This window comes from Kribbella pratensis (assembly GCF_004366075.1).
In the GTDB taxonomy this organism is placed as follows: Bacteria; Actinomycetota; Actinomycetes; order Propionibacteriales; family Kribbellaceae; genus Kribbella; species Kribbella pratensis.
Window position 1 is genome coordinate 72,574 of sequence record NZ_SODU01000003.1, and the last position, 24,881, is coordinate 97,454.

General features: G+C 68.5%; 25 protein-coding genes. 7 read left to right on the top strand and 18 right to left on the bottom strand.

Going from position 1 to position 24,881, the window contains the following annotated elements:
• Positions 1 to 79: 79 nt before the first annotated feature.
• On the top strand, positions 80 to 1,306 hold the full coding sequence (locus tag EV137_RS24370) for an MFS transporter (protein ID WP_134130955.1): 1,227 nt from the start codon (positions 80 to 82) through the stop codon (positions 1,304 to 1,306).
• Here EV137_RS24370 and rpe read toward each other — a convergent pair.
• Together rpe and EV137_RS24380 are read right to left on the bottom strand one after the other, a co-directional pair.
• Complete coding sequence (gene rpe, locus EV137_RS24375) at positions 1,271 to 1,936, bottom strand: ribulose-phosphate 3-epimerase (protein ID WP_134007404.1); 666 nt, start codon at positions 1,934 to 1,936, stop codon at positions 1,271 to 1,273. The genes EV137_RS24370 and rpe overlap by 36 nt on opposite strands.
• A 76-nt stretch (positions 1,937 to 2,012) precedes the next feature.
• Positions 2,013 to 2,861 carry an SDR family oxidoreductase gene (locus EV137_RS24380; protein ID WP_134130956.1) on the bottom strand — a complete coding sequence of 283 codons (849 nt, stop codon included), beginning with the start codon at positions 2,859 to 2,861 and terminating at the stop codon, positions 2,013 to 2,015.
• 78 nt (positions 2,862 to 2,939) lie between these two features.
• Between EV137_RS24380 and EV137_RS24385 the strand changes: the two genes are divergently transcribed.
• Complete coding sequence (locus tag EV137_RS24385) at positions 2,940 to 3,716, top strand: TetR/AcrR family transcriptional regulator (protein ID WP_238175532.1); 777 nt, start codon at positions 2,940 to 2,942, stop codon at positions 3,714 to 3,716.
• Here the strand turns inward: EV137_RS24385 and EV137_RS24390 are convergent.
• The 6 genes from EV137_RS24390 to EV137_RS24415 form a co-directional block, all read right to left on the bottom strand.
• Entirely contained in the window at positions 3,677 to 4,420 is a 744-nt protein-coding gene (locus EV137_RS24390; RefSeq protein WP_134130957.1) for a cobalt-precorrin-6A reductase, read from the bottom strand. The genes EV137_RS24385 and EV137_RS24390 overlap by 40 nt on opposite strands.
• Positions 4,417 to 5,157 (bottom strand): precorrin-4 C(11)-methyltransferase, encoded by a 741-nt coding sequence (gene cobM / locus EV137_RS24395; RefSeq protein WP_134130958.1) that lies wholly within the window; start codon positions 5,155 to 5,157, stop codon positions 4,417 to 4,419. The genes EV137_RS24390 and cobM overlap by 4 nt, the downstream gene beginning before the upstream one ends.
• 37 nt (positions 5,158 to 5,194) lie before the next feature.
• Positions 5,195 to 6,457: a precorrin-6y C5,15-methyltransferase (decarboxylating) subunit CbiE gene (cbiE, locus tag EV137_RS24400; protein WP_134130959.1), complete on the bottom strand. Its 1,263-nt coding sequence runs from the start codon at positions 6,455 to 6,457 to the stop codon at positions 5,195 to 5,197.
• Positions 6,450 to 6,827 carry a PPOX class F420-dependent oxidoreductase gene (locus EV137_RS24405; protein ID WP_134007394.1) on the bottom strand — a complete coding sequence of 126 codons (378 nt, stop codon included), beginning with the start codon at positions 6,825 to 6,827 and terminating at the stop codon, positions 6,450 to 6,452. The genes cbiE and EV137_RS24405 overlap by 8 nt, the downstream gene beginning before the upstream one ends.
• 84 nt (positions 6,828 to 6,911) lie before the next feature.
• Complete coding sequence (locus tag EV137_RS24410) at positions 6,912 to 8,510, bottom strand: ABC transporter permease (protein WP_134130961.1); 1,599 nt, start codon at positions 8,508 to 8,510, stop codon at positions 6,912 to 6,914.
• Positions 8,507 to 9,433 carry an ABC transporter ATP-binding protein gene (locus EV137_RS24415; protein WP_134130962.1) on the bottom strand — a complete coding sequence of 309 codons (927 nt, stop codon included), beginning with the start codon at positions 9,431 to 9,433 and terminating at the stop codon, positions 8,507 to 8,509. The genes EV137_RS24410 and EV137_RS24415 overlap by 4 nt, the downstream gene beginning before the upstream one ends.
• 97 nt (positions 9,434 to 9,530) lie before the next feature.
• Here EV137_RS24415 and EV137_RS24420 point away from each other — a divergent pair, with 97 nt between their 5' ends.
• Positions 9,531 to 10,043 carry a GbsR/MarR family transcriptional regulator gene (locus tag EV137_RS24420; RefSeq protein ID WP_134007388.1) on the top strand — a complete coding sequence of 171 codons (513 nt, stop codon included), beginning with the start codon at positions 9,531 to 9,533 and terminating at the stop codon, positions 10,041 to 10,043.
• 76 nt (positions 10,044 to 10,119) lie between these two features.
• Here the strand turns inward: EV137_RS24420 and EV137_RS24425 are convergent, their stop codons facing one another.
• Both EV137_RS24425 and EV137_RS24430 read right to left on the bottom strand, forming a co-directional pair.
• Positions 10,120 to 11,979: an alpha/beta hydrolase gene (locus EV137_RS24425; protein WP_134130963.1), complete on the bottom strand. Its 1,860-nt coding sequence runs from the start codon at positions 11,977 to 11,979 to the stop codon at positions 10,120 to 10,122.
• 52 nt (positions 11,980 to 12,031) lie between these two features.
• A complete protein-coding gene (locus tag EV137_RS24430) occupies positions 12,032 to 12,676 on the bottom strand; it encodes an NBR1-Ig-like domain-containing protein (protein WP_238175533.1) in 645 nt (214 codons plus the stop codon).
• Positions 12,677 to 12,850: 174 nt separating this feature from the next.
• Here EV137_RS24430 and EV137_RS24435 point away from each other — a divergent pair, with 174 nt between their 5' ends.
• Positions 12,851 to 13,543, top strand: a complete 693-nt coding sequence (locus EV137_RS24435) for an SH3 domain-containing protein (protein WP_134007382.1) — start codon at positions 12,851 to 12,853, stop codon at positions 13,541 to 13,543.
• 39 nt (positions 13,544 to 13,582) lie between these two features.
• On the opposite strand, the gene EV137_RS24440 is transcribed toward EV137_RS24435, so the two are convergent.
• The gene (locus EV137_RS24440) at positions 13,583 to 14,317 is read right to left on the bottom strand and encodes an alpha/beta fold hydrolase (protein ID WP_134130965.1); all 735 of its coding nucleotides are present in this window, start codon (positions 14,315 to 14,317) and stop codon (positions 13,583 to 13,585) included.
• 29 nt (positions 14,318 to 14,346) lie between these two features.
• Positions 14,347 to 15,408, bottom strand: a complete 1,062-nt coding sequence (locus tag EV137_RS24445) for a LacI family DNA-binding transcriptional regulator (protein ID WP_238175534.1) — start codon at positions 15,406 to 15,408, stop codon at positions 14,347 to 14,349.
• A 110-nt stretch (positions 15,409 to 15,518) separates the two neighbouring features.
• Here EV137_RS24445 and EV137_RS24450 point away from each other — a divergent pair, with 110 nt between their 5' ends.
• The 3 genes from EV137_RS24450 to EV137_RS24460 are packed head-to-tail and all read left to right on the top strand — an operon-like array spanning position 15,519 to position 18,677.
• Complete coding sequence (locus EV137_RS24450) at positions 15,519 to 16,481, top strand: carbohydrate ABC transporter permease (protein WP_202871134.1); 963 nt, start codon at positions 15,519 to 15,521, stop codon at positions 16,479 to 16,481.
• The gene (locus tag EV137_RS24455) at positions 16,462 to 17,370 is read left to right on the top strand and encodes a carbohydrate ABC transporter permease (protein WP_238175535.1); all 909 of its coding nucleotides are present in this window, start codon (positions 16,462 to 16,464) and stop codon (positions 17,368 to 17,370) included. Before EV137_RS24450 ends, EV137_RS24455 begins: the two co-directional genes overlap by 20 nt.
• 8 nt (positions 17,371 to 17,378) lie before the next feature.
• On the top strand, positions 17,379 to 18,677 hold the full coding sequence (locus EV137_RS24460) for an ABC transporter substrate-binding protein (RefSeq protein WP_134007378.1): 1,299 nt from the start codon (positions 17,379 to 17,381) through the stop codon (positions 18,675 to 18,677).
• Between the two features lie 296 nt (positions 18,678 to 18,973).
• On the opposite strand, the gene egtD is transcribed toward EV137_RS24460, so the two are convergent.
• From egtD to EV137_RS24490, 6 genes are all read right to left on the bottom strand, one after another.
• Positions 18,974 to 19,939, bottom strand: a complete 966-nt coding sequence (gene egtD, locus EV137_RS24465; RefSeq protein ID WP_134130966.1) for an L-histidine N(alpha)-methyltransferase — start codon at positions 19,937 to 19,939, stop codon at positions 18,974 to 18,976.
• The gene (gene egtC, locus EV137_RS24470; RefSeq protein ID WP_134130967.1) at positions 19,936 to 20,697 is read right to left on the bottom strand and encodes an ergothioneine biosynthesis protein EgtC; all 762 of its coding nucleotides are present in this window, start codon (positions 20,695 to 20,697) and stop codon (positions 19,936 to 19,938) included. The genes egtD and egtC overlap by 4 nt, the downstream gene beginning before the upstream one ends.
• Positions 20,697 to 22,064 carry an ergothioneine biosynthesis protein EgtB gene (gene egtB / locus EV137_RS24475; RefSeq protein WP_134130968.1) on the bottom strand — a complete coding sequence of 456 codons (1,368 nt, stop codon included), beginning with the start codon at positions 22,062 to 22,064 and terminating at the stop codon, positions 20,697 to 20,699. The genes egtC and egtB overlap by 1 nt, the downstream gene beginning before the upstream one ends.
• Entirely contained in the window at positions 22,061 to 23,281 is a 1,221-nt protein-coding gene (locus EV137_RS24480) for a glutamate-cysteine ligase family protein (protein ID WP_134130969.1), read from the bottom strand. Before EV137_RS24480 ends, egtB begins: the two co-directional genes overlap by 4 nt.
• Positions 23,282 to 23,451: 170 nt before the next feature.
• On the bottom strand, positions 23,452 to 24,111 hold the full coding sequence (locus EV137_RS24485) for a (2Fe-2S)-binding protein (RefSeq protein ID WP_134130970.1): 660 nt from the start codon (positions 24,109 to 24,111) through the stop codon (positions 23,452 to 23,454).
• On the bottom strand, positions 24,108 to 24,881 hold the full coding sequence (locus EV137_RS24490; RefSeq protein WP_134130971.1) for an ABC transporter ATP-binding protein: 774 nt from the start codon (positions 24,879 to 24,881) through the stop codon (positions 24,108 to 24,110). The genes EV137_RS24485 and EV137_RS24490 overlap by 4 nt, the downstream gene beginning before the upstream one ends.

Below are 24,881 nucleotides of genomic sequence, written 5' to 3' on the forward strand. Positions count from 1 at the left end.
GGGTCGGTCACCCGCTCATCGTAGAGGCCTGACCGGCTGGGGCACGGAAACTGTCGGCGGCGGGGGCAAGAATGCGGGCATGGATTTGGCCGGGTACCGCGAGTTGTGGCGAGCGCACGGTGTGATGACGCTGCTGGTGGCTTCACTGCTCGCCCGGCTGCCCATGCTCGCGACGATGGTGCCGATCGCGTTCCTCGCCAAGGACGCGAGCGGCTCGTTCCGGTGGGCAGGCGTTGTCGCTGGCGCCTATTCGGTCGGTGCGGCGGTTGCGGGACCGCTCTGGTCGCGCACGGCCGATCGGCGGGGACCTCGTGGCGTCTTGCTCGCGACGGGGATCGCCTGGAGTGTCGCGCTGTTCACGATCGCTCTCCTGCCGTCCGGGCTGCATCGGTTGCTGCCGCTGCTGGCCGTGATCGCGGGCGCCCTGGTGCCGCCGGTCATGCAGACGTTGCGGGCCGCGTGGCCTCGGGTCGTCTCGGGCCCGGTACTGCGGACGGCGTACTCGGTGGATGCGACGGCGCAGGAGCTGTTGTTCATGGTCGGGCCGATGCTCGGGGCAACCGCGGTGAGCGTGGCGAGCCCGCGGGCCGGCGTACTGCTCGCGGCGGTGATGTCGGCAGTCTTCATCTGGTGGTATGCGCTCCGACAACCCGAGCCGCTCCCCCGCGACCACCACACCACGGTGCCGCTGACCGCGCGGCAGTTGCTCTGGCATCGGCACCGGTTGCCGCTGATCCTCGCGTTCGGCCTCTGGATCATGTCGTTCAACGGGATCTCGCTGGCCATCGTCGCGTTCGCCGACGACCACGGTCAGCGGCTGATCGCCGGGATCTTCGAGGCCGTCTGGGCGTTCGGCAGCCTGGTCGGCGGCGCTGTCGCGGGCGCGTTGCCCGGACGGCGTACGTCGTACCTCTGGCGGCGGGCTGCTCTGGTCGCGGTGGGGATGCTGCTGTGCGTCTTCGCTACCTGGTCGTCGGTGTCGCTCGGGATCGCATTGACGGTGTCGGGGCTGACGTTGGCGCCGGCGATCGGTGCGCTGTACGGGAGGCTGGGTTCGTTGACGCCGGACGTCGCGCGGACCGAGGTGTTCGGGTGGATGGGCAGCGCGGCGACCGGCGGTGCGGCGATCGGGGCCGCGGTGGCGGGTGCGGTGATCGAAGGCTTCGGCGTGCGGTATGTGTGGCTGCTGGCCGCCGTACTCGCGGTGGTCTCGACGGTCTTGCTGTTGCGAGTGCCGCCGGAGGTCGAGCCGGAGCCGAGCGGGCCTGACTTACCGGCCGGCGGACTGCTCGGCGAGACCGCGTAGCTGCTCGACCATCGCGTTCGGGTCGTCGGCGGCGTACACGGCCGAGCCGGCCACGAACACGTCCGCGCCTGCCTCCGCGCAGCGCTCGATGGTGTCGGCCGAGACACCGCCGTCGATCTCGATCCACAGGTCCAGGCCGTGCTTGTCGAGCAGTTGGCGGGTGCGGCGGATCTTGGGTAGGCAGACGTCGAGGAACTTCTGACCGCCGAAACCTGGCTCGACGGTCATGATCAGGATCATGTCGAGCTCGGCCAGCAGGTCCTCGTACGGCTCGATCGGAGTTGCGGGCCTCAGCGCCATCGCCGCCCGTGCGCCCTTGGCCCGGATCTCCCGCGCGGTCCGGATCGGCGCCCGGCAGGCCTCGACGTGGAACGTGACGCTCGACGCGCCCGCCTCGACGTACCCGGGCGCCCAGCGGTCCGGGTCCTCGATCATCAGGTGACAGTCGAGCGGCAGGTCGGTCGCCTTGGCCAGTGACTCGACCACCGGCAGCCCGAGGGTCAGATTCGGCACGAAGTGGTTGTCCATGACGTCGACGTGCAGCCAGTCCGCATTCGACACGGCAGCCGCCTCGTCAGACAGCCGCGAGAAGTCGGCGGCCAGGATGCTGGGCGCGATCTGAATCCCCATGGCGTCAATCTATCGACCCACCCACCGCCGCCCGTCAGCGCATGCCGCGCTGTGGGCAGGGCTCGTCGGGCGTGCTCTACACAGTCAGCTCAGCGACGAGTACTTCGCGGAGCGTCGTGGCCGGGCGGCCGAGGATCGCCGGCAGCGCGGGATCGACGACGGCGAACTCGCCGCGCCGGGCGGCTGCGAAGATGCCCAGTGTCAGGTCGACGAGAAACTCCGGCATCCCACGACCGAGAGCCGTCCGCTTCCACTCCTCGTCCGGCACAGTGACCCGGACGATCTTCCGGCCGACGAGCTCCGAAGCGATCGCGACGATGTCCGCGTAGTCGAGCAATGCGGGCCCGGTCAGCGCCGGCGTGATGCCGTCAAGGCGTCCCGGCTCGGTGAGCGCGAGCACCGCCGCGTCGGCCAGATCCCGGTGCGCTGTCCAGGAGAACGGCCCGTCCTCCGGCAGGATCAGCTCCCCCGTCTCCAGCGCGGACCGCAGCAGGAAGACCGGCGTACTGGCGTAGAAACCGTTGCGGAGCGCCGTGAACGGTACGCCGGAATTCACCAGATCCTGTTCGGTCGCGGCGTGGCCTCGGGTCGCGAGGAACAAGGAGTCCGGGTTCGCGGCCTGGTGGCTGGTGTAGAGGATCCGCTCGGCGCCGGCGGTCTTGGCGAGATCGATCGCGACGTGGTGCGGCTCCGGGTCAGCCGGGCCCGAGACGATCAGCACCTGGGTGGCGCCTTCGAACGCGTGCGCGAGCGAGTCCGGGTCGCCGAAGTCTCCGCGCCGTACCCGGACGCCACGGGCCGCCAGGTCCGCGGCCTTCTCCGGGTCACGCACGCTGACGCCGAGCTGACCGGTGGGAACACGGTCGGCGAGGCGATCGACAACAGCACGGCCGAGGCGGCCGGTAGCTCCGGTGACGATGATCATGCACAGCTCCTTGTTATCGATGGATACAGATTAACGCTATCACTGTTAACACGACGAGCCAACCGCTACCGTTGGGCCGTGGAGGAGCCGCAGACCGACAAGACGCCAGACGACGCGCCCACCGGTGGCGACGGCACGAGCGACGGCATCAGCGGGCGGGATCGGATGCGGGCGCACATCGTCGAAGTTGCTGCCGGGCTGCTCGCGGCGGGTGGGCGGGACGCGGTGTCGACACGGGCGGTCGCGACTGCGGCCGGCACGCAGGCGCCGACGATCTACCGGCTGTTCGGCGACAAGGACGGGCTGCTCGCGGCGGTGCTCGAGTACGGGTTCTCGACGTACCTCGCGGACAAACCACCGCTCGATCCGACGGCGGACCCGATCATGGACCTCCGCGCGGGCTGGGACCTGCACATCGGGTTCGGGCTGGCGAACCCGGCACTCTTCCTGCTGATGTACGCCGACACGCGGCCGGGCCGTCGCCCCGCGGCAGCCGAGGCCGGGCTGGCGATCCTGCGAACCCGGATCCGCAACATCGCGGCCGCCGGACGGTTGCGCGTCGACGAGGACCTGGCCGCGGAACTGGTACAGGCGGCCGGTTCAGGCGCCGTACTGGCGCTGCTGGCCGTTCCCGAGGACCGCCGCGATCCGCGGCTGCCAGACGCCATGTTCGACGCCTTGATCACAGCAATCGCAACAGACCACGAAACCGCAAACGGGCGCGCGGTTGTGGCGGTGAACCAGGATTTGGCGGCGCCTGCGAATGCGTTGCGGGCGCGGTTGCCGGAGCTTGAGATGCTGACTGAAGGCGAGCGTCACGTGCTCGGTGAGTGGCTCGCTCGCATCACCCACTGAACGGCCGCCTCGACCGTCTCGACAACCTCAGGCCCCGCCGGTAGGGGTGGGCGGCGGATCATGATGACAGGAATCGCCAATCCGCGGGCCGCGGTGAGTTTGGCGGCTGTCGCGGGTCCGCCACTGTCCTTGGTGACCAGTACGTCGATGGTGTGGTCGCGCAGAATCCTCTCCTCGTCGGCGACGGTAAAGGGGCCGCGGGCAAGAATCAGCGTGCACCAGGTGGGACGAGGTTGAGGCGGGTCGACGCACCGAGCGAGCGTCCAGAGCCCCGTACCAGCGAAAGCATCAAGGCCCTGCCGTCCGATCGTGAGAAACGCCCGCGTCCCCAGCTCTGGCAGCAACTCAGCAGCCGCGGAAGCGGTCTCGACCCAGTGCCAATTGTCGCCAGGCTCCGCGGCCCAACCCCGCCGCCGCAGCACAAGCAGCGGCACCCCGACCTCCCGCGTGGCGGAAAACGCATTCGCAGTGATCATCGCTGCAAACGGATGCGTCGCGTCGATCACCGCGTCGACCGGATGCTCCCGCAACCAGCCCGCAAGCCCGGCCGCCCCACCGAACCCACCGACCCGCACCTCACCAACCGGCACCCGCGCATCGGCAGTACGTCCCGCCAGCGACGACACCGCGTCGACCCCGGCCCCAGCCAGCAGACCCGCCAGCTCACGAGCCTCCCCCGTCCCGCCGAGCAGCAGAACCTTCATCGAGACCGATCGGCCGAGTAGAGATGACTGTCCCGGAAGGCTGTTGCCGACAGCACCTTTCCGGCGATGATGACGGCGGTACGGCGAACGCCCGCAGACTTCACCTGCTCCGCGATATCAGCGAGCGTGCCGCGCAGGACGACCTCGTCGTCGCGGGAGGCACGCGCGACGACCGCGACCGGGCAGTCCGCGCCGTAGTTCGGGACGAGCTCCTCGACCACCCGTTCGATCTGCTGCACCGCAAGGTGCAGGACGATCGTCGCCTGACTCGCGCCGAGGGTCGCGAGATCCTCACCGGCCGGCATCGCGCTGGCGCTGCCGCCGATCCGGGTGAGGACGACGGTCTGCCCGACCTCGGGGACGGTCAGCTCCCGGCCGAGGGTGGCGGCGGCCGCGGCGTACGCCGGTACGCCTGGCGTCACGTCGTACGGGATCTCGAGGGCGTCGAGGCGGCGCATCTGTTCGGCCATCGCGCTGAACACGGACGGGTCGCCGGAGTGCAGGCGGGCGACGTCGAGGCCGGCGGCGTGCGCGGTGGCGAGTTCGGCGACGATCTCGTCGAGGGTCAGGTTCGCGGTGTCGACCTTGCGGGCGCCGGGCGGGCAGTGGTCGAGGAGTTCGACCGGGACGAGCGCACCGGCGTACAGACAGACGGGCGACGAGGCGATCAGGTCGCGGCCGCGGACGGTGATCAGATCGGCCGCGCCCGGTCCGGCACCGATGAAGTGGACCGTCATGAGTCGATGCCCCAGCGGAGGCCCGGCATCAATACCGTCACTTCGTCACGCTCCAGATGGTTACCGGCATGGCGGGGCGCCAGCCGGTCATGGTGCCGATGGCGGAGGCGCGTTGTACGTCGAGGCGGATGAGGTCGCCGCCGACGGCCTTGTACCACTGGGCGATCAGGGACTCGGTCTCCAGCGTGACGCCGTTGGCGACCAGTCGCCCGCCGGGGCGGAGCGCGTTCCAGCAGGCGTCGAACATACCGGCGGCGGTCGCTCCCCCGCCGATGAAGATCGCGTCCGGCGATTCGAGACCGTCGAGCGCTGCCGGGGCTGCACCTTCTACGGTCTCCACGGCCGCACCCAGTGCGGCCACGTTGCGTTCCAGGCGTTTCGCGCGGTCGGGGTCGCGTTCGACGGCGATCGCATGGCAGGACGGATGGTGCCGGGACCACTCGATCGCGATACTCCCCGCGCCGCCGCCAATGTCCCAGAGGAGTTGGCCAGGGACGGGTGCGAGGCGGGACAGGGTGACAGCGCGGACTTCGCGTTTGGTCAGTTGGCCGTCGTTCTCGTACGCATCGTCGGGCAGGCCGGGTGCTGTTGAGAGCATCGGAGCGTCGAGTGGGCAGAGTACGGCGATGACATTGAGCGGGTCGACGTCGTCGGACCAGTCGGTGGCGTTCGTCGTACGGACGCGTTCGGCTGGGCCACCGAGCTGTTCGAGGACAGTGAACTCGCTGGAGCCGTAGCCGCGGGCAACCAACAGGTCCGCGACCTCGGCCGGGGTTTGGGCGCCTCGGCTGAGGATCAGGACCCGTCGACCGGGCTGCAGGTGCGGGTGGAGTCGCTCGACCGGGTTGGTCACCAGGCTCACCACTTGCACCTGGTCCTGCGCCCAGCCGAGTCGCGCACAGGCCAACGAGACGCTCGACGACTGCGGAATCACCCGTACGGCGTCAGCGCCGAGCAACCGGACCAGCGTGGTACCGATGCCGTGGAACGTCGGGTCACCACTCGCCAACACACAGATCCGCCGACCCCGGTGCTCCGCCAGCAACCGCGGGAGCGCCTCCGACAAAGGCGAAGGCCAGGCGAGGCGCACGGCGTCAAAAGAGCTGGATGAGGCGGATGCCACGGACGAAGTGGATGCGGTGGAGACCGGAGAGGTGGTGGGGGTTGGCGCCGGGATCAGGGCTAGTTGGCGGGGGCTGCCAAGTAGGACTTCAGCTTGCTCGACGGCTTGGCGGGCTGGGGTTGAGAGGCCGGTCCAGCCGTCGGCGCCGAGGCCTACGACGGTGATGGGGTCAGGCATTGCCGAGGACCTTCGTCACGGTGATCTCGATGACTACGCGCTGCGGGTTGACCCGTGGCTCCTTGTAGCGCTTGGCGTACCGCCGTTCGGCCTCGTGCACCCGCGCAGGGTCGTCACTGACCACAGCACGCCCTTCGATCGTGCTCCAGCGCCGGCCGTCCACCTGTGTGACGGCGACAGCCGCCTCACCGAGCCGCCGGATCGCCCGGGCCTTGTACGACGTACCGGAGCAAATCACCCGCACCAGCCCCGCCTCGACGTCCAAGGTCGCTCCGACCGGTGTCGCGTGCACCGTCCCGTCTGACCGGACCGTACTCAGCACACACAGGTGCCGCTCGCTCCAGAACTCCACCAGCTGCTCACTGAACACCCAGCGATCGTAGACAGGCCCGCCCGGTGACATGCCGGGCGGGCCTGTGAGCGCTGGACCCCTCAGACCAGCGCTGATCATCGGTTAACCGATATCGCGGCGGCGGAAGGTGGTGAAGCCGGCGATGGTGAGTGCGGCGGCGATCGCGGTCAGCCAGAGCACCGGCGCGACGGAGAAGTCACCGCCCGGCAACCGCGGCGTGTGGTCGTACGGGCTGAGGTTGATCATCCACTGCGGCAGGTTGAAGATCTCACCGAACTGACCGATCAGCAGGAACACGCCGTACAGCACCCACCCGCCCGTTACCAGCTTGGGCGCGAGTCCGAACAGGACGACGACCAGAGCGGTCACCAGCCAGATCGCAGGCAGCTGTACGGCGGCCGCACCGATCATCCGCGGCACCTGACGGCCCAAGTTGCCGAGCGAGGCCCCACTCGAGATGCCAGAGCCCAGCCCGGCGACCAGGATCAGTACGCCGGTGCCGAGCAGTGCCATCAGCACGTGACTCGCCAGCCACTGCGCCCGGGTCACACCGGTCGCCAGCAGCGGCTCGGCCCGGAGCGCGGTCTCCTCCGACCGCAGCCGGAGCGCCGCCTGAATACCGAACGCCGACGCGAGCAACCCCACCATGCCCATCTCGGTCGCCAGGAACGCATCCGTGATGCCCTCCACACCACCGAGCTTCTGCACCATCTCCTTGGCACTGTCGCTCGTGACGAACCCGTCGACGTTGCTGGCGATGTTGCCGACCAGCAGACCGAGTAGCAGGAACGCGAAACCCCAGGCGTACAGCGAGCCTCGGTGCAGCCGCCAAGCGAGTGCGAGCGGCGAACGCAACGACTTGGCCGCCCTGGGCGGTCCGGGACGTGGGCGCACCAGACCGGCTCCTAGGTCACGCCGCCGGATCAGTGCGGTCGCGGCAGTGATCAGTAGCGCGAGAAACGCCAGCGGCAGCAGCAGTACGGCCCACCGCTCACCGGCGTACGGACGGACCTGCTGCGCCCAGCCGATCGGTGACAACCACGAGACCCACTGCGTGCTGCCGTCCGCGGACGAGTCGCCGATGGCGCGCAGTACGTACGCCACGCCGAGCACTATCGCAGTGAGCCCGTTCGCAGCCCGGGCGCTCTCGCTGACCTGTGAGGTCACCGCAGCCACGCCCGCGAACGCCAATCCGGCAGCCGCCCACATCAACCCGAACGCGAGCGATCCCTTCGTGTCCAAGCCACTGCCCACCAGGGACAGCGCAGTCAGCAGCCCGAGCACGATCACGGTCGCCCCGGACACGATCAGTGCGGAGGCCAGAGCGGCGTACCGACCGAGTACGCCGGCACTCAGCAGCTCGAGCCGCCCGGACTCCTCCTCGCTGCGGGTGTGCCGTACGACGAGCATGCCGCCGAGCAACCCGACGAGTAGCGCGCCGAACGCGGTGAGCTTGAACAGCGAGACCGCCCCGAGCGAGGACTCGTCGAAGATCCGCCCGTACAGCGAGACCAGCGCCGGCGACGCGTTCGACGTACGCGCGGCCTCCACCAGAGCGTTCTGGTCGGAGTACAGATCGATCGACGCCTTGGCCGATCCGGCGGCCGTGATCACGAAGACCAGGATCCAGATCGGGATCAGGATCCGGTCCCGGCGCAGCGCGAGCCGCACCAGCGTCCCGGTACCGACGAAGTCGTTCATCGCACGGCCGCCTCGGGCTCAGTTGAATCCTGGGCAGGTACGTCGTCCTCGTAGTGCCGCAGGAACAGCTCCTCGAGCGTCGGCGGCTGAGCTACCAGGCTCTTGATCCCGCTCGCGGACAGCTGCCGCATCACAGCGTCGAGCTGGGCGGTGTCCACCTCGCAGCGGACCCGGTTGCCCTCGACATCGAGATCGTGGATCCCCGGCAGCTGGGCCAGCCCGTTCGGCGATCCGGCCAGCTCGGCCTGGATCGACGTACGCGTGAGGTGGCGCAGGTCGGCGAGCGTGCCGGTCTCGACCACCTGGCCGCGGCGGATAATGCTGACGCGGTCACACAGGGCCTCGACCTCGGACAGGATGTGGCTCGACAGCAGCACGGTGCGGTCGCGCTGACGCTCCTCCTCGATGCACTGCCGGAACACCTCCTCCATCAGCGGGTCCAGACCGGACGTGGGCTCGTCCAGGATCAGCAGCTCGACGTCACTCGCGAGAGCGGCGACCAGGGCGACCTTCTGCCGGTTGCCCTTGGAGTACGTCCGGCCCTTCTTGGTCGGGTCGAGGTCGAACCGGCGCAGCAGCTCGTCGCGCTTCTTCTCGTCCACCCCGCCACGGAGCCGGCCGAGCAGGTCGATCACCTCGCCGCCGGTCAGGTTCGGCCACAGGTTCACGTCGCCCGGGACGTACGCCAGCCGGCGGTGCAGCTTCGCGGCGTCGTGCCACGGGTCGCCACCGAGCAGCGAGACATCACCGGCGTCACCACGCAGCAGTCCGAGCAGGACGCGGATGGTGGTGGACTTCCCGGCGCCGTTCGGCCCGAGGAAGCCATGCACCTCACCGGTCGCGACCTCAAGGTCGAGACCGTCCAGGGCGTGCGTACTTCCGTACGACTTGTGCAGTCCAGAGACCACGATGGCTGATGTCATGATTCATAACGTACACTTCATTCAGAAGTTTGTGAATCTTGCTAACACGTTTCTCACAGGACAGGTAATCGAGTGACCCAGAGGGGATGATGGGGCGGTGAGTGCACTTCGAGACGACGACGCCGTCCGGCGATACACCGAGCAGTTCGGCAATCTGCTGGCCGAGACGGGCTGGCCGCGGATGGCCGCCCGGGTGTTCGCCGCGATCCTGTCCAGCGTGGACGGCCGGATGACAGCCGCCGAACTGTCCGACCAACTGCAGGCGAGTCCCGCCGCGGTCTCCGGCGCGGTCAACTACCTGCTGCAACTGCGCCTGGCGACCCGCGAGCGCGAGCCCGGCAGCCGTCGCGACGTGTACGTCGTCCAGGACGACGCCTGGTACCAGACGATGATGAGCGAGGACGCCTCACTGGTGCGCTGGTCCGAGTCCCTCCGCAAGGTCCTCGACGCAGCCGGCGAAGGCACCGACGCCCACCACCGCATCCGCATCTCCCTGGCTTTCATCGACTTCATCAGCGAAGAGGTCAAGGGCCTCACCGAACGCTGGGTCAAACGCAAAGCCGAACTCGACGCCGAAATCGCCGCGGAGTACGACGCGCCCGACCGCTGACCGCCGTACTGCGGACAGGCAACGGGGACCTTGAACAGGCTATTGCTTGTCCAAGGCCCCCATTGGGTGTCTCCGGTCAGCGGAGAGTGCTGTTCGCCACGACGTCGAGGCTCTGCTGCAGGATCGGGTTCACCCGCGGCTGCTTCGACTTCGGCAGGTGTACGGCGTTGCCGTCGACCGGGCCGTCGACCGGGTAGACCGACAGCTCGGCGGGAAGCGGTGACGTCCCGCAGACCTGGTCCTTGCCGGGTAGCTCGCCGGCGAACACGAACCGGTCGCCGATCTCCTCCACGCAGGCCGACGGCGAGCCGACATACTGCCCGTGCTGACCTTCGTCGTCGATGGCAACGAACCGGGTCGCCTTGGCGGTGTCGTCATGGGTCCGCAGCGCACCCTCGTACGCCGTCGCCGGGTCCAGCTCGTCCTGCACCATCAGGATTCGCGGCGCGCCCACCAGGTCGACCTTCCGGTCCTGCGGCGGGTACGGCCAGAACGCGCACATCGGTACGCCGTTCAGATAACCGAAGAAGCTGTACTTGCGCGCCATCTTGTCGGCCTCGCGCAGGTAGTACCCCGGGTCGTGGCTGAACGCGGTGTCGTTGCAGCGGACCGTCGTACTGATCGCGCCGAGGTTCACGGTCGCGTCACCGCTCGACCTCGCCGCAGTCGCCCGGGCGTCCGCAATGACCGACCGGGCCGAGTCGACACGCACCGCGGCGGCTGCCGCGGACGTGGCCGCCGGTGTCACGCCGTACCGGGCGCGGATCGCGGCGAGGGTGTCGAACGCCTGCAGTTCAGGCGAGATCCGGGCCCATGCGCGGTCGACGTGCCGCAGCTCGACCTCACCGGACGCCGACGGGTCCTTCACGTACTCGTCGTGCACGAGGACGTCGAGCGTGGCCCGGATGAAGCGCACGTTGCCGTACTGCGCGCTGTAGATCATGCCGTCCAGGTTGTCGCCGCGGACACCACTGGTGCCGGCCTTCACGAGCTTCACCAGGTCGGCGCGGACCTGGTCGTACTTCGCGGTCACCTGCTTCGGCGTCGACCCGAGCCCCTGGATCATGTCGGCGTGCCGGGCGATCCACGGGATGAGCTGGGTGTCCCGCCGCCGCTGGCCGGAGAACGGGTCGAAGTTCATGTTCTCCCACTGCGTGTGGGTCCAGTCCATGTTCGAGTCGAGCACGAACCGGCCGACCCGCGCCGGGTACGCGTCCGCATACCAGCCGCCGAGCCAGGTCCCGTAGCTGTAGCCGATGAAGTTCAGCTGACGAGCCTTCAGCAGTGCCCGCAGGAACTCCATGTCGTACACGGTCTGCTGGCTGCTGACGAACCGGCCGAACTCGGTCGCCGCGCACGCCTCGGCCTGCAGCTTCGCCTCGGCCACCTCGACCTCGTGCGTCAGCTTGGTGCGCTCCTTGTAGTCCGGCGTCACCGGCAGTGCGTTCAGCTTCTCGGTCGTAGTGATGCACTGCAGCGGCGTGCTCTGACCGAAGCCGCGCGGGTCGAACCCGAGCAGGTCGAAGTCGCTGAACAGCTGCGGCTTCTCGATCGCGAGCGACGCGGACAGCGTCAGGCCCGCGCCACCCGGTCCGCCCGGGTTCGTGGTCATCAAGCCCTTCGACGTACCGGTGGCCTTGCTGTAGGAGATCGCCACCTTCACGTCCGGATGCGCGTCCGGGTGCGCCCAGTCCATCGGGACGGTGACCGTGGCGCAGTTGGTGGTCGGCGCTTGCGGGTACAGGCGCTTGACTGCGGCATCGAACGAGCAGACGGACCAGTTGACCGGCTGGTCGAGGTACTTCTGCGGAATGGCGGGCACCGGCGGATCCACCGGTCCCCTCGACGGGTGCACCGCGTTGGCGGTGCCGACGGCCAGCTGCGGTACGACGAGCAGCGCGGCGAGGGCCAGGGCGATCGTGCGAGATCTCATCATCTGCGAACTCCGTGTATCCGGGCGGGGATCAGGAATGCAGGCAAACCTATCGTCAGAGCTCGTACGCGGTGAAGATCGTGCAGAAGATCGGCGGTGACTCGAGTCCCGGGTAGTAGAGCCGACCGGCTGCGTCGGTGATCTTGAAGTACGCCGTCGACGCGCCGACCTGGGACGGCGCCCGCAAGGTCATCCGCACCGTCACGACGTCGCCCGGCCCGGCGTCGGGCACCCGCTCGCGCGCCGGTGACCTCAGCCACCCCGGCGCGCCGGGGGCGCCTTGGCGGGTGAGGTAGCGGTTGCGCCACGGGCGTTCGCCGCTGTTGCGGAGCTCCCACGTCTTCTCGAACACCTGCTCCCGGCACACCCGCGTACCGTCAGGCACTGTCTCCCCCACCAGTTCGGCCCGGTCGTCGGGGTGATGATCGATCGGTACGGATCCGCCGAGCAGCACCGGTTGCACATGCCGGCGCATGTCCCGCTGCGACATGTCCCGGCCCGCGCGTACGGCGGCGTCGAGCTCCATCAACTGGTTGACCAGAGCCTGGTTCGCTCCGAACGAGTCGTCGTACCACTCGATCAGCTCGCGACTCGGCTTGGTGTGGCCGCGCTCGACCCGGGACAGGTGCCCCTTGTCCCAGCCGGACTCGGAGGCGGCGCGGGTCAAGGCGACCCCGGCAGCCTCGCGCAGCTCGCGCATGCGAGCTCCGATCACGTACCGAGCCTGGGCTGGGCGCACGGCGCACTCTCCGCTCTCGCCGTCACTTATCTACACAAAATACCAAACCGCAGTGAGTCACCTCCGTTGCCCACTGCGACAACACGGTCACTTTTTGGTTCCCTGCGAAGGACAACTCCAGAAGGGAACACCACCATGCGTACCGCCCTCATGCGCATCACGTCCCGTCTCACTGCCGTCGCCCTCCTCAGCGGCGCCGCCCTCGTCGGCACCGGCGTTCTCCCCGCCAGCGCCGCCACCGGAACCGTTGTCACCGACAGCGGCGCCGGCGTCACCATCCGGTCCGGCAACGCGACCAGCTTCGGCTCGGTCGGCACCCAGCCCGACGGAGCGGTCGAGATCGACTGCCAGATCTACGGCGAGCCGGTGACCGGCAAGTTCGGCCGCAGCCTGATCTGGGACCACATCCCCGGCAAGGGCTTCATCACCGACGCCTACGTGAACACCGGCAGCAGCGGCCTGGTCGCACCGCTGTGCGCAAGCAACCCGCGCGCCGACAAGGCCGTCGCCTGGTACGCCGCCCGCAGCGGGTCGACCGCTTACCAGGGGTACTGCGAGATGGCCGCCGAGAACTCGTACGGAAAGACCGGCATCTGGGCCTCGGCCATCGCCGACTGGAACGACGCCGTGGCCCGTGGCGCCGCGCACCGAGGCGACCTGAACCCACCGAAGGGCGCCCTGGTCTTCTGGAACATCAGCGCCTACGGCCATGTCGGCGTAGCCAAGGGCGACGGCACGTTCTGGGCAACCAGCGTCAGCGGCGCGATCGGCACCCGCGCGCTGCCCTACTTCAACAACTACCTCGGCTGGGCCTGGCCGAACTTCTGACCCACCCCTGGACGAGCGCCCGGACGCGCGTTCCGCCCCTCACGCGTCCGGGTGCTCGACACTCTGCTCGATTCTGGCCAGCCAGTCCGCCACCAGCGCGCGATACACCGCCGATCCGGGTCCGGGCAGGAAGTGGTCCTCCTGATCCAGTACGGCGAACGTCGCGCGTGGGTAGTCGTCGAGGATCGACCACGCGTCGGCGTACCCGGCTGTCGTGTCCTGCCGGCCGGTCACGAGCAGCGTCGGCCGCTCGAAGCGGATCGACGGGTCTTCCCGCAGGCTGTACGTCGACACATCGCGCTGGATCGCCCCGAGAAAGGCGAGGTTCGCCTGCGTCTCGGCCGCGTCGTAGTACTGGTGCTGGCGTTCACGTGACGCCGACGGCATCAGGTACTCGTCGGTCGGGAGCGTGCGTCGTGAGCGGTCGATGACGATGCCCGGCGCGCGCAGCAACAACCCCAGGACGCGGGCCGGGTCGCGTTTGACGATGCCCCGCGCGTGCAGGCCGCCGGCCGAGGTACCGGCGAGGGCGAACGGCTCGTCGCCGGCCAAGTCGTCGATCAGCTCCACGATCGCAGACAGCATGCCGTCCTGGTCGGTGATCGACGGAACAGCAGGCGACCGCCCGGTGCCTGGCGGGTCCACGTAGATCCGGCGCCATCCCGGCCGCTGCGCGAAGACCGGCTCGTGGACGTCGCGCCCTTCACCGGCGTCGCCACCCCAGCTGGGCAGGAAGAAGATCGGCCGACCGGCACCGAACGACTCGTAGTACACGCGTCGACCCTAGCCAGCGCGGCGAACTGTCACCGCGCTTTTCTCTTGCCGGCAGAATCCGGCGGGCGCTCCCCCGACCCGCGCTCGATCAGCGCGCACGGCAGCACGATCCGCTGCGGCGGGCGGGTGTCCGCACCGGACGCGCGGTCGAGCAGCAACCGCGCCGCGCTACGGCCGAGCTCGGCGATGTCGGAGGCAACGACCGTGACCGGCGTGGGCAGCATGTCGGCGAGCCGGAAGTCGTCGAACCCGACCACCGCCGGCTCATTGTCGAGCTCACTGCCGAGCTCACCAAGAGCACGCAGCACACCCTCGGTGAGGAAGTTCGTGGAGGAGAAGATCGCGGTCGGCGGATCGGGCCGCAGCATCACCTCGCGGGTCGCCTTCTCCGCGGCCTCCGCGTTGCCCTCGGGAAGCTGGATGACGAGCGACTCGTCGACCTCGATCCCCGCGGCCCGGTGCGCGCGGCGGAACCCACGCAGGCGGCGCCCGATCGTGTAGTACGACGGGGCAAGGATGATCGCGATCCGCTCGTGGCCCTGCTCCAGAAGGTGCTCGGCCGCGATCCGCCCGCCGCCCTCGTTGTCGACCATCACGATGTCCGCGTCGATCCCGGTCGCCGGCCGGTCGACGAACACGACCGGTACGCCGGCGCCCTGCAGGAACGCGTGATCGCCCTGGTCGGGCACGATCATCAGACCGGCCACCTGCCGGCTGACCAGCTCCTGGATGGCCCGCTTCTCACCCTCCGGGTCCTCGTCCACACTGCCGAGTACGACGGCGAAACCGGATTGTCCGGCGACTTCGAGCGAAGCCTTCGCAATGCTCGCGTAGAACGGGTTGGTCAGGTCGCCGAGCACCAGCGCGAGGCTGGTCGACTTCTTGCCCGGACGCAGTGCCCGGGCGACCTCGTTGCGCTGGAACCCGAGCTCGTCGATCGCGGCCCGGACTCGCTGCGCGGTCTCGTCGCGGACGCCATGGCCGCCGTTCACCACACGCGACACCGTGCCGAGGCCCACACCGGCCCGCCGGGCGACGTCGATCATCGTCGGCCGGCTGACCTCTGGCTGGCTTGGAAACGTTTCGGACACGGGGTTGACTTCCTTTTCGCGACACGGCATCGTCACCCAACAGTAAAACGTTGGAAACGTTACCGTCCAGGAGGCCGGATGAAACACTTTCCGAGCGAAGCGGAGGACGGATGACCGCAGTCACCACCGGCGGACCTGCCAACCGCAAGCGCGGCCGCACCCGGGGTGGGATGAGCCGGAACGCCGGCTCCGACGTGAGGGCGGCGTACCTGTTCATCGCACCCGCGGTGATCGGGTTCCTGGTCTTCGTGGGGTATCCGCTGATTCGATCGTTCTATCTCGCGCTGACGAAGTACAACGGGTTGACCGACCCGGTCTTCGTTGGCCTCGGCAACTTCCGGAGGCTGTTCACCACCGACCCGGCGTTCTGGCCGGCGTTGCGGGCGACCGGTTATCTGGTGCTGCTCTATGTCCCGTTGTCGCTGATCCTCGGTCTGGCGCTGGCGATGTTCTGCAACCAGCGCTTCGCCGGCGTGCGCGTCGTCCGGACGCTGGCGTACCTGCCGGTCGTGCTGCCGGCGGTCGCGACGATCACGCTGTGGAAGTTCATCCTCGACCCGCAGGTCGGGTTGATGAACACGATCCTCGACCGCCTCGGCCTGCCGACGAGCCTGTGGCTGCAGAGCTCCACGATGTCGATGCCCTCGGTGGTGCTGGTGATGCTGTGGGGTGTCGGCGGGACGATGATCATCTTCCTGGCCGCGCTGCAGTCCGTGCCGACCGAGCTGTACGAGGCCGCGAAAGTAGACGGCGCCGGCCCGTGGTCGGTGTTCTTCCGGATCACGATGCCGATGATCAGCCCGATCATGCTGCTGCAGGTGATCCTGCAGACCACTGCCGCGCTGCAGACCTTCAACCAGCCCAAGATCCTGACCAACGGCGGACCGGGGTTCAGCACCAAGGTGCTGATGCTCTCGATCTACGAGAATGGCTTCCCGACCCTGGGCCGGATCCCGCAACTGGGGTACGCGTCCGCGCAGGTGTGGGTGCTGTTCGTGATCATCATCGCCGTGATCGCCCTGACCGCGAAGTTCTCCTCGCTCTGGACGTACAGTGACAGCACTTCCGACTGAGACCACCGTCGCCGGCGCAACGCAGAGCGTCGCCCCGGCGAAGAAGAAGCCCCGCCTGATCGGTACGACGTCGTGGTACGTCGTCGCGTTGTTCATCTGCGCGGTGATGGTCGTACCGCTGCTGTGGATGATCACGATCGGGCTGAAGAGCCGCACCGCGGTGTTCGACATCCCGCCGAAGTTGCTGCCGCACGAGTGGACGTGGAGCAACTTCATCAACGGGCCGAAGGCGATCCACTTCCCGAAGCTCCTGCTGAACTCCTTCGTGATCACCGGGTTGAGCGTCATCGGCGGCGTGATGACCGCGATGATGGCGGGCTACGCGCTGGCCCGGTTGCGGTTCCCCGGCCGCAAGATGTGGTTCTACCTGTTCGTCGGCAGCATGCTGCTGCCGGGCGTGGTCGGGCTCATCCCGTTGTTCCAGATGTACAAGAGCATCGGCTGGTACGACACCTGGCTGCCGCTGATCGTTCCGGCGTTCCTCGGCGGGAACCCGTTGTTCATCTTCCTGGCCCGGCAGTACTTTCTCGCGATCCCCTATTCCATCGATGAAGCGGCGAAGATCGACGGCGCCGGGCACCTGCGGATCTTCGTCAGCGTGATGCTGCCGTTGACCCGGCCGGCCTGGCTGACGATGGCGATCCTCGCGTTCCAGGCGTCCTGGAACGACTACCTGAATCCACTGGTCTACCTGTACTCGTCCGGCAAGTGGCCGTTGTCGGTCGGTATGGCGTCGTTCATCTCCCCGTTCGCCGGGAAGACGCCGGACTGGAGCTACTACATGGCCACCAACCTGCTCTACATGCTGCCGCCGCTGATCATCTTCTTCGCCGCGCAGCGCTATTTCATCCAGGGCCTCGGCGCTCTCGGCAGCACGAACCAGAAATGAGGATTGTTGTGAAGAGGACAATCGGTGTCACCGCGCTGGCGTGCGCGGGGTTGCTGACGGCAACGGCCTGCAGCGGCGGGTCGGACGGCGGCTCGAGCGACGGGCCGGTCACCGTCAAGGTGATGACCTGGGAGTCGGCCGAGACCAACGCCGCGATCAAGAAGGCCTTGGCGGACTTCAAGGACGACAACGTCAAGGTCGAGCTGCTCGAGACCCCGAGCGGTCAGTACGGCGACAAGCTCGCATCGCTGACCCAGGCGAAGCAGCTGCCGGACCTGTTCTGGTGTGGCAACGACACCGAGCAGCAGTACACGTCGCAAGGCCTGCTGGTCGACTGGGCCGACAAGCTCAACAACGGTGACGGCGACTTCAAGGCCGACAAGTTCGTGCCGTCCGCGATCGAGAACTGGAAGACCGCCGACGGTCAGATGGGCGGTCTGCCGTCGCTGATGAACACGTACGGTGTCTGGTACAACGCCGACGCGTTCACCGCAGCCGGGATCCCGCTGCCGAAGGCCGGCTGGACATGGGACGACATGTACGCCGCGGCCGCGAAGCTGGCGAACAAGAACGGGGCGAAGTACGGCCTCGTCGCCGACCAGCTGACCGGTCCGGACGGGCCGTTCACGATGAGCATGTACTCCGTCTCGGCCGGCGGCGCGCCGTTCACCGACAACGTGAACCACCCGACGAAGGCCGAGGCCGACGACAAGTACAAGGAAGGCGTCGAGAAGCTGACCGCCGCGATCAAGAACGGGTCGGTCGCCCCGCCCGGGTACGACGCGGCGAACGTGCAGTCGCTGTTCGCGGCCGGCAAGGTGCCGATGACGTTCGGCGGGCAGTGGCTGGCGGCCGGGTTCCAGACCGACAAGCCGAAGATCAAGTACGGGTTCGCGCCGTTCCCGCAGGTGCAGACGCCGACCACGCTGTACGACTCGGTCGGGATCTGCACGCCGCAGTACACCAAGGACCAGGACGCGACGTACAAGGTGCTGCAGTACATCAACACCAAGGTGTGGGACGCCGTACTGCCGGCCTCCCCGGTCGCGCCGCCGGCGTACACACCCGCACAGACGAGCTACTTCGACGCCCTCACCAAGGCGCAGCAGCAGACGGTCGTCGACACGGTCAAGGCTGACCTGTCCGCGGAGAAGACGGTCGGCGTCCGCTTCACCACCCAGTGGGCCTCACAGGTCGGCGACCTCACGACCGCCAACTACCAGCCCATCCTGAGCGGCAAGAAACCCATCACCGACCTCCCGGCCTACGTAGACAAGATCAACGGATTGATCAAGCAGGGCAGCTGACCCATTTGCCTGGCTGACCCACGAATTTGCCTGGCTGACCCACGAAGTGAGGGGTTCCCCACCCGTGTTGAGGGTGGGGAACCCCTCATTTGCTGGGGCAACCAGCCACCGGGGACAGCACGAGACGCCGCGAGGCGCGGGGCGCGGCCGCGGGTGCGGGTGGCGGGTGCGGGGGCAGTGCGGGGCGCGGCCGCGGGTCAGGGTGCGGGTGGCGGGTGCGGGTGGCGGGTGCGGGGGGCGGGTGCGGGGGGCGGGTGCGGGTGGGCGCGGCACGGGGGTGCGGCGCGGGATGGGGGTTAGGTGGTTTGCCAGAGGGAGAGGGCGAAGCGGGATTTGGTGTCGGTCCACCAGGCGGCGGGGGTGAAGTCTGCTTTGTCGAGTTCGGCTTCGACGCCGGAGCGGTGGAACTTGGCGGAGATCTCGGTGCTGATCTCCTCGCCCTCCTCGAACGTGATCTCCAGGTGGATCTCCGGGATCAGCACCCGCATCGCGCGGGTGGCGCGCAGATGCATCTCGATCCACTCGTTGTCCGCGTCCCAGAGTGCGACGTGCTCGAACGCGTCCACGTCGAAGTCCGCACCGAGCTGCCGGTTGATCACCCGCAGCACATTCTTGTTGAACTCGGCGGTGACACCGGCGGAGTCGTCGTACGCCGCAACCAGCGTGGCCGGATCCTTCACCAGATCGGTGCCCAGCAGCAACCACTCCCCCGGCTCAAGGACCTCGCGAACCGAACGGTAGAACGCCTCTCGCTCGGCCGGGATCAGGTTGCCGATCGTGCCGCCGAGAAACGCGACGACCCGCGGCGGATCACCCGGGAGCTTGTCGAGGTGCGCGGTGAAGTCGCCGACCACACCATGTACGTCGAGACTCGGGTAGTCGGCGTTGATGGCATCGGACGCGTCCCGCAGCGCTGACTCTGACACGTCGAGCGGAACGAACGACGTGAGCGTCCCGTGGGCCCGGAGCCCGTCCAGCAGCAGGCGGGTCTTCTCCGAGGACCCGGACCCGAGCTCGACCAGCGTGTGCGCGTTGGTGATCGCCGCGATCTCACCGGCCCGTGCGTGCAGGATCTCTCGCTCGGCCCGCGTCGGGTAGTACTCCGGCAGCCGCGTGATCTCCTCGAACAGCTCACTCCCGCGCGCGTCGTAGAACCACTTCGGCGGCAGCCACTTGGGCGTCGCCGCCAACCCCGCCCGAACATCGTCCCGCAATGCCCGAGCCGCATAGTCCGGCGTCAGATGTACGTCGATGAGGGTCACTCTCGTCCTTCCATCGGGGTGAGCTGCAGTGTTGTGGCGGTGGCCACGAGCAATGAGTGGTCCGGTACGGCGGACCAGCCGTCGGAACCGAATGGTTCGGATGCGACCGTCACGGAGTCCTCGGTACGGCGGACCTGGAGCGAGTGGGTCCACGCCGTGGCGACGAGTTGCTCACCATCGGTCAGCAGGATGTTCAGTCGCGATCCCGGCGCCGCCGCCTCGACATCGTGCACAACCTCCGCGACCGCGTCGGCCGGCGGCACACCGTCGCCGAGGCGACGAGCGATCAGGGTCCACAGGAAGGCAGAATCGGTAGGGGCGTCGAGACTCAGCAGGTCGGCGACCGGTAACTGCTCGGCCAGCTTGAGCGTCGTGTCCGGCCAGCCGGGGATGCGCCCGTTGTGGCTGAACAGCCAGTGGCCCGACGTGAACGGTGCGACCGCCGACAGACCGTACGGCATCCCGACGGTCCCGTTCCGGACGGCCGCGACGACCGCACCGGACCGGATCGCGCCGGACAGGCCGGGCAGGTTCTCGTCGGTCCAGATCGGTACGTCCCGCCGGTAGCGCACCGGCCCGCCGGACACGGCGGCATCCCCTTCGGGATACCAGCCGATCCCGAAGCCGTCGGCGTTGACCGATCCCCCGCCGCGCATGTCGGCGGGGGCCCAGCTCTGTTCGTACAGTGAGTGCTCCGGCTCGAGCAGCAGCGACGCCAGCGTGACGGGTGGCCCGAGATAGGCCAGGTGGCGGCACATCAGGCGTGCAGCTCCTCGGCGTGCACTTCTTCAGGGCGAGCGTCCCTGGCGCACCGGAAACCGGCGAAGATCTGCCGGCGGATCGGGTAGTCCCAGTTCCGGAAGGTGCCGCGGGCAACGACCTCGTCGGTGCCGAACGAGCCGCCGCGGAGCACCTTGTAGTCGGGCCCGAAGAAGACCAGCGAGTACTCGTCGTACGGCCATGCACGGAACCCGGGGTACGGGCGGAAGTCGCTCGAAGTCCACTCCCACAGGTCCCCGATCAGCTGCTCGACGCCGAGCGGCGAAGCGCCCGCCGGATACGCACCGACCGGCGCCGGCCGGAGGTGCCGCTGACCCAGGTTCGCGTGCTGCGGACCCGGCGACTCGTCACCCCACGGGAACCGTCGCGTCCGGCCGCTCGACGGATCGAACCGCGCCGCGAACTCCCACTCCTCCTCGCTCGGCAGCCGCTTGCCGGCCCACTTCGCGTACGCCTCCGCCTCGTAGAAGCAGACATGCATCACCGGCTCGTCGAGCGGCAACTGCTCTCGGTGCCCGAACCGCAGCCGCCACCACTCGCCGTCGACCTGCGACCAGAACCGCGGCGCGACCAGCGAGGCCTTCTGGACATGTGCCCACCCGGCTTCGGACCACCACTGCGGATCCTGATACCCGCCGCCGAGCACGAATCGCAGGTAGTCGCCGTTCGTCACCGGCACGGTGTCGATCACGAACGGCTTCACGTGTACGCCGTGCGCGGGCCGCTCGTTGTCCAACGCCCACGGCTCGATCGACGTACCCATCTCGAACACGCCACCCGGCACGAACACCTCCGGCGACGGCAGCGGCCGACCCGCGGGAGGCGGCGGCGCGTCGAGCACCGGCGCACCCTCCCGCAACTGGTGTGTCGCCAGCATCGTCTCGTCGTGCTGCTGCTCGTGCTGCGTGATCATGCCGAACGCGAACGCGTTGTGTACCAGCTCACGGTCAGCGCCCAATTTCTCAGGATCGAACTTCACGTGGTCCAGCACATCCAGCACCTTGTCGCGTACCTCGGTCACATAGGCACGCGTTTCCACCGGACCGAGCAGTGGCAGTGACGGACGGTCCGCACGCGGATGCTGGAACGCGTCGTACAGCTCGTCGATGTCCTGACGCAGGGGCTCGCGGCCGCCCACGTCGCGGACCAGCCAGAGCTCCTCCTGATTGCCGATGTGCGCGTAGTCCCAGACCAGCGGCGACATCAGCTTGGAGTGCTGCTTGACCAGGTCGTCGGTGTCGACCGCATCGGTCAGCTGGACCGTCCGCGCCCTGGACCGCTCGAGCTGCTCACCGACGAAGGTGCGCAGACCCTCCGGCGACAGATCGGACAGTTGGTGATTCATGAAGCTCGCCTTCCGTGGGTGTTGTCGACGGCGCGCTGCAGCCGGGTTGCGACGGCAGCGATGTGTTCGGGATCCGCACCGGTCCGGTCCATCACCTCGGTGCCCAGCGCGACCACATCGCGCGCGGCACGCAGTACCAAGGCGTCGTCCAGCCCTTCGCGGGCCGCCGGGAACCAGCGGCCGGCAGCAGGCTCGGCCGCGGCCAGCACATGGTCGATCGGGGCGGACATTAGTGCGGTGAGCAGCAGGGTCGGGGCGATCCACCCGTCCCCCGGCTGCGCGTCGAGGTAACGCACCTCGAGATACCCGCGCGGCCGGACCGGCGGGAACAGCGTGGACAGGTGGTAGTCGAGATCGTCGTACGTCGGTCTGTCGCCGGGCAGCTGTCCGTCCGCCCAGGCCCCGAACGTCAGCCCGGTGGGTGCGTCCCACGTGTCGCCCCGTCGCAGACAAAGGACCGGCGCCTCCATCGCCGTCCGGGCCCAGGCAGCGGCCGGGTCGGCGTCGAGCGGCGGCGGCTCGGTGAACGGTGCACAGGTGCCGAACGTCGCCTCCGTGCGGGCCGAGGCCCAACCGGTGTCCGCACCGGCGCGACGGCGGGAGTTGGCGAACAGACCGACCAGAGCGGGACCGAGGTCGTGGAGTGCGCGCCAGCGGAGTGCGGTCTGGTCCGATTCACCGGCGTCCAGGCAGATCTGCAGGCCGGCGGTGCTGCACATCATCCGCGGCCCGTGCGGTCCGAGGCGCTGGAAGGCGCGTTCCATCGCGGCGTACCGCGGGACGGTGAGGATGCGGCGGGGTGTTCGGAAGGGGTCGAGGCCGTAGTCGCCCGGGACCAGGTCCGCATCCAGCAGGAGAGCCGTCACCTCGGCCGCGTCGGCGGCGGTGTCGTCGATCAGCTGCGGGATCGAGTCCGACGCGGGGCCGGAGATCTCTACCTGGCCACCCGGCTCCACGGTGACCAGCGCTCCCCGGCTCAGCGGCAGCTGCGGACTGCCTCTGACCAGGGTCGCGGGGGCGTGCACGCCCAGGGCTTTGCTCAGTCGGCCGGCGTCGAGGGGCCGGTGCGGATCATCCGCATGATGCACTGTCCACTCGAGCTCGACGCCGTACAACCGAGGTGGACCGTGCTTGAAACAGACCATCGCGACGTAGCCCTCCGCCTCGGCCCGGGAGCCGATCGGAGTCGTCGCCGGAGAACCACCGGACGAGGTCACGTCAGCGAACCTAGCTCCGGGCCAGGGGCTGGACAACCGACCAGAAATTACCTGCCGGTGACGTCTGGGGTGTGTATCGACTCATGCCGAACATGCTTCCCGGGGCCACCGACAGTTTCCGGCCGGATCCGGACGAACCCGGCCCTGGTTCAGCTCTCAGCGAAATCAGGTCAGCGGAATCGCGGACAGGTGGTGCACGCAGCCACGTTCGGCAGCACGTAGAAGTAGCAGCACGACGTACGCAGCTTCTCCTCCAGCGACACCCCGAAGGCCGTCGCGGCGCGGTCGGCGTACGGCGCATCCTCCGGCAGCCGGATCGCCGCCCGTACCTCGTCGTCAACCGCACCGAACCGCTGCAGCGACCCCAGCTTCACACCGGGTTCGTAGCCGTCCAGAAACGCCCTGGTGTGGTCCTTGAGCTGCACCGCCGCCGCAGCCAGCGGCACGACCTCGTCCGACAGCAGCGCCACCTCGGCCGGGTAGTGCGCAACCGGGTGCCGCTTGAACGCCAACGACGCCGGTGACACGTCCGGAGACAGCCCGGTGACTGCACTGGTCACACCTGCGACCAGTGACGGCACCTGGACGTACCACATGAGCGTGAACATGGCCGCGACCTGCACCGGCGGCTCGATCGAGTAGTCCCGTGCGTAGTCAGCTGCTGCGGCTGCGCGCCACGAGTACGTCGGGTCACCGCCGGCCTGCTGCTCCGCGATCAGGTCCGCACACGAGACCCAGTCGGGTCCGGGCACCGCGTCCGCCGTACGCACGGACAGCCAGCTGACCGAGTCAGCCAGGACCTCCGCCAGACGGCTCACGGTGTAGCTCATCCAGCCAGCCTACGATCCGGTACGACGACCGGTGCGCCGCCGACCTCCACCACCGTGGCCTTCAACCCGAACACGTCGTCCAGCAACGCCGCTGTGAGTACATCGAACGGACGGCCCTGCGCAGCGATCTGCCCATCGCCCATGACCACCAGGTGCTCGGCGTACTGCGCTGCCAGCGTCAGGTCATGCAACACCGCCACGACGGTCCGCCCCGTCGTAGCGGCCGCGTGGACCACGTTCATCACGTCTACCGCGTGTGCGAGGTCCAGGTACGTCGTGGGCTCGTCGAGCAGCAGGTGCTGCGTCCCCTGTGCCAGCACCATCGCGATCCACACTCGCTGCCGCTGGCCGCCCGACAGCTGGTCTACTGGCCTGTCACGGAGCTCTGTCAGCTCTACTGCCTGCAGCGCCTCGTTGGTCGCGGCATCGTCCTCGCTTGTCAGTCGCCCGAACAGACCGCGATGCGGATGCCGTCCCCGCGACACCAGCTCGGCAGCCGTGATCCCCTCCGGTGTCACTGGCCCCTGCGGCAGTACGCCGAGCTTGCGGGCCAGTTCCCGCGCAGGCAGCTGGTGAATGTCCTTGCCGTCGAGCAGCACCCGTCCGCTCGCTGGAGTGAGCAGTCTGCTCATCCCACGCAGCAGCGTGGACTTGCCGGACCCGTTCGGCCCGACAACTGCAGTCAGCTGACCAGACGGCACTTCCAGCGTCAGTCGGTCGACCACCGGCGCATCAGCGCCGTACGCGAGGGTCAGGTTCTCGACGTGCAC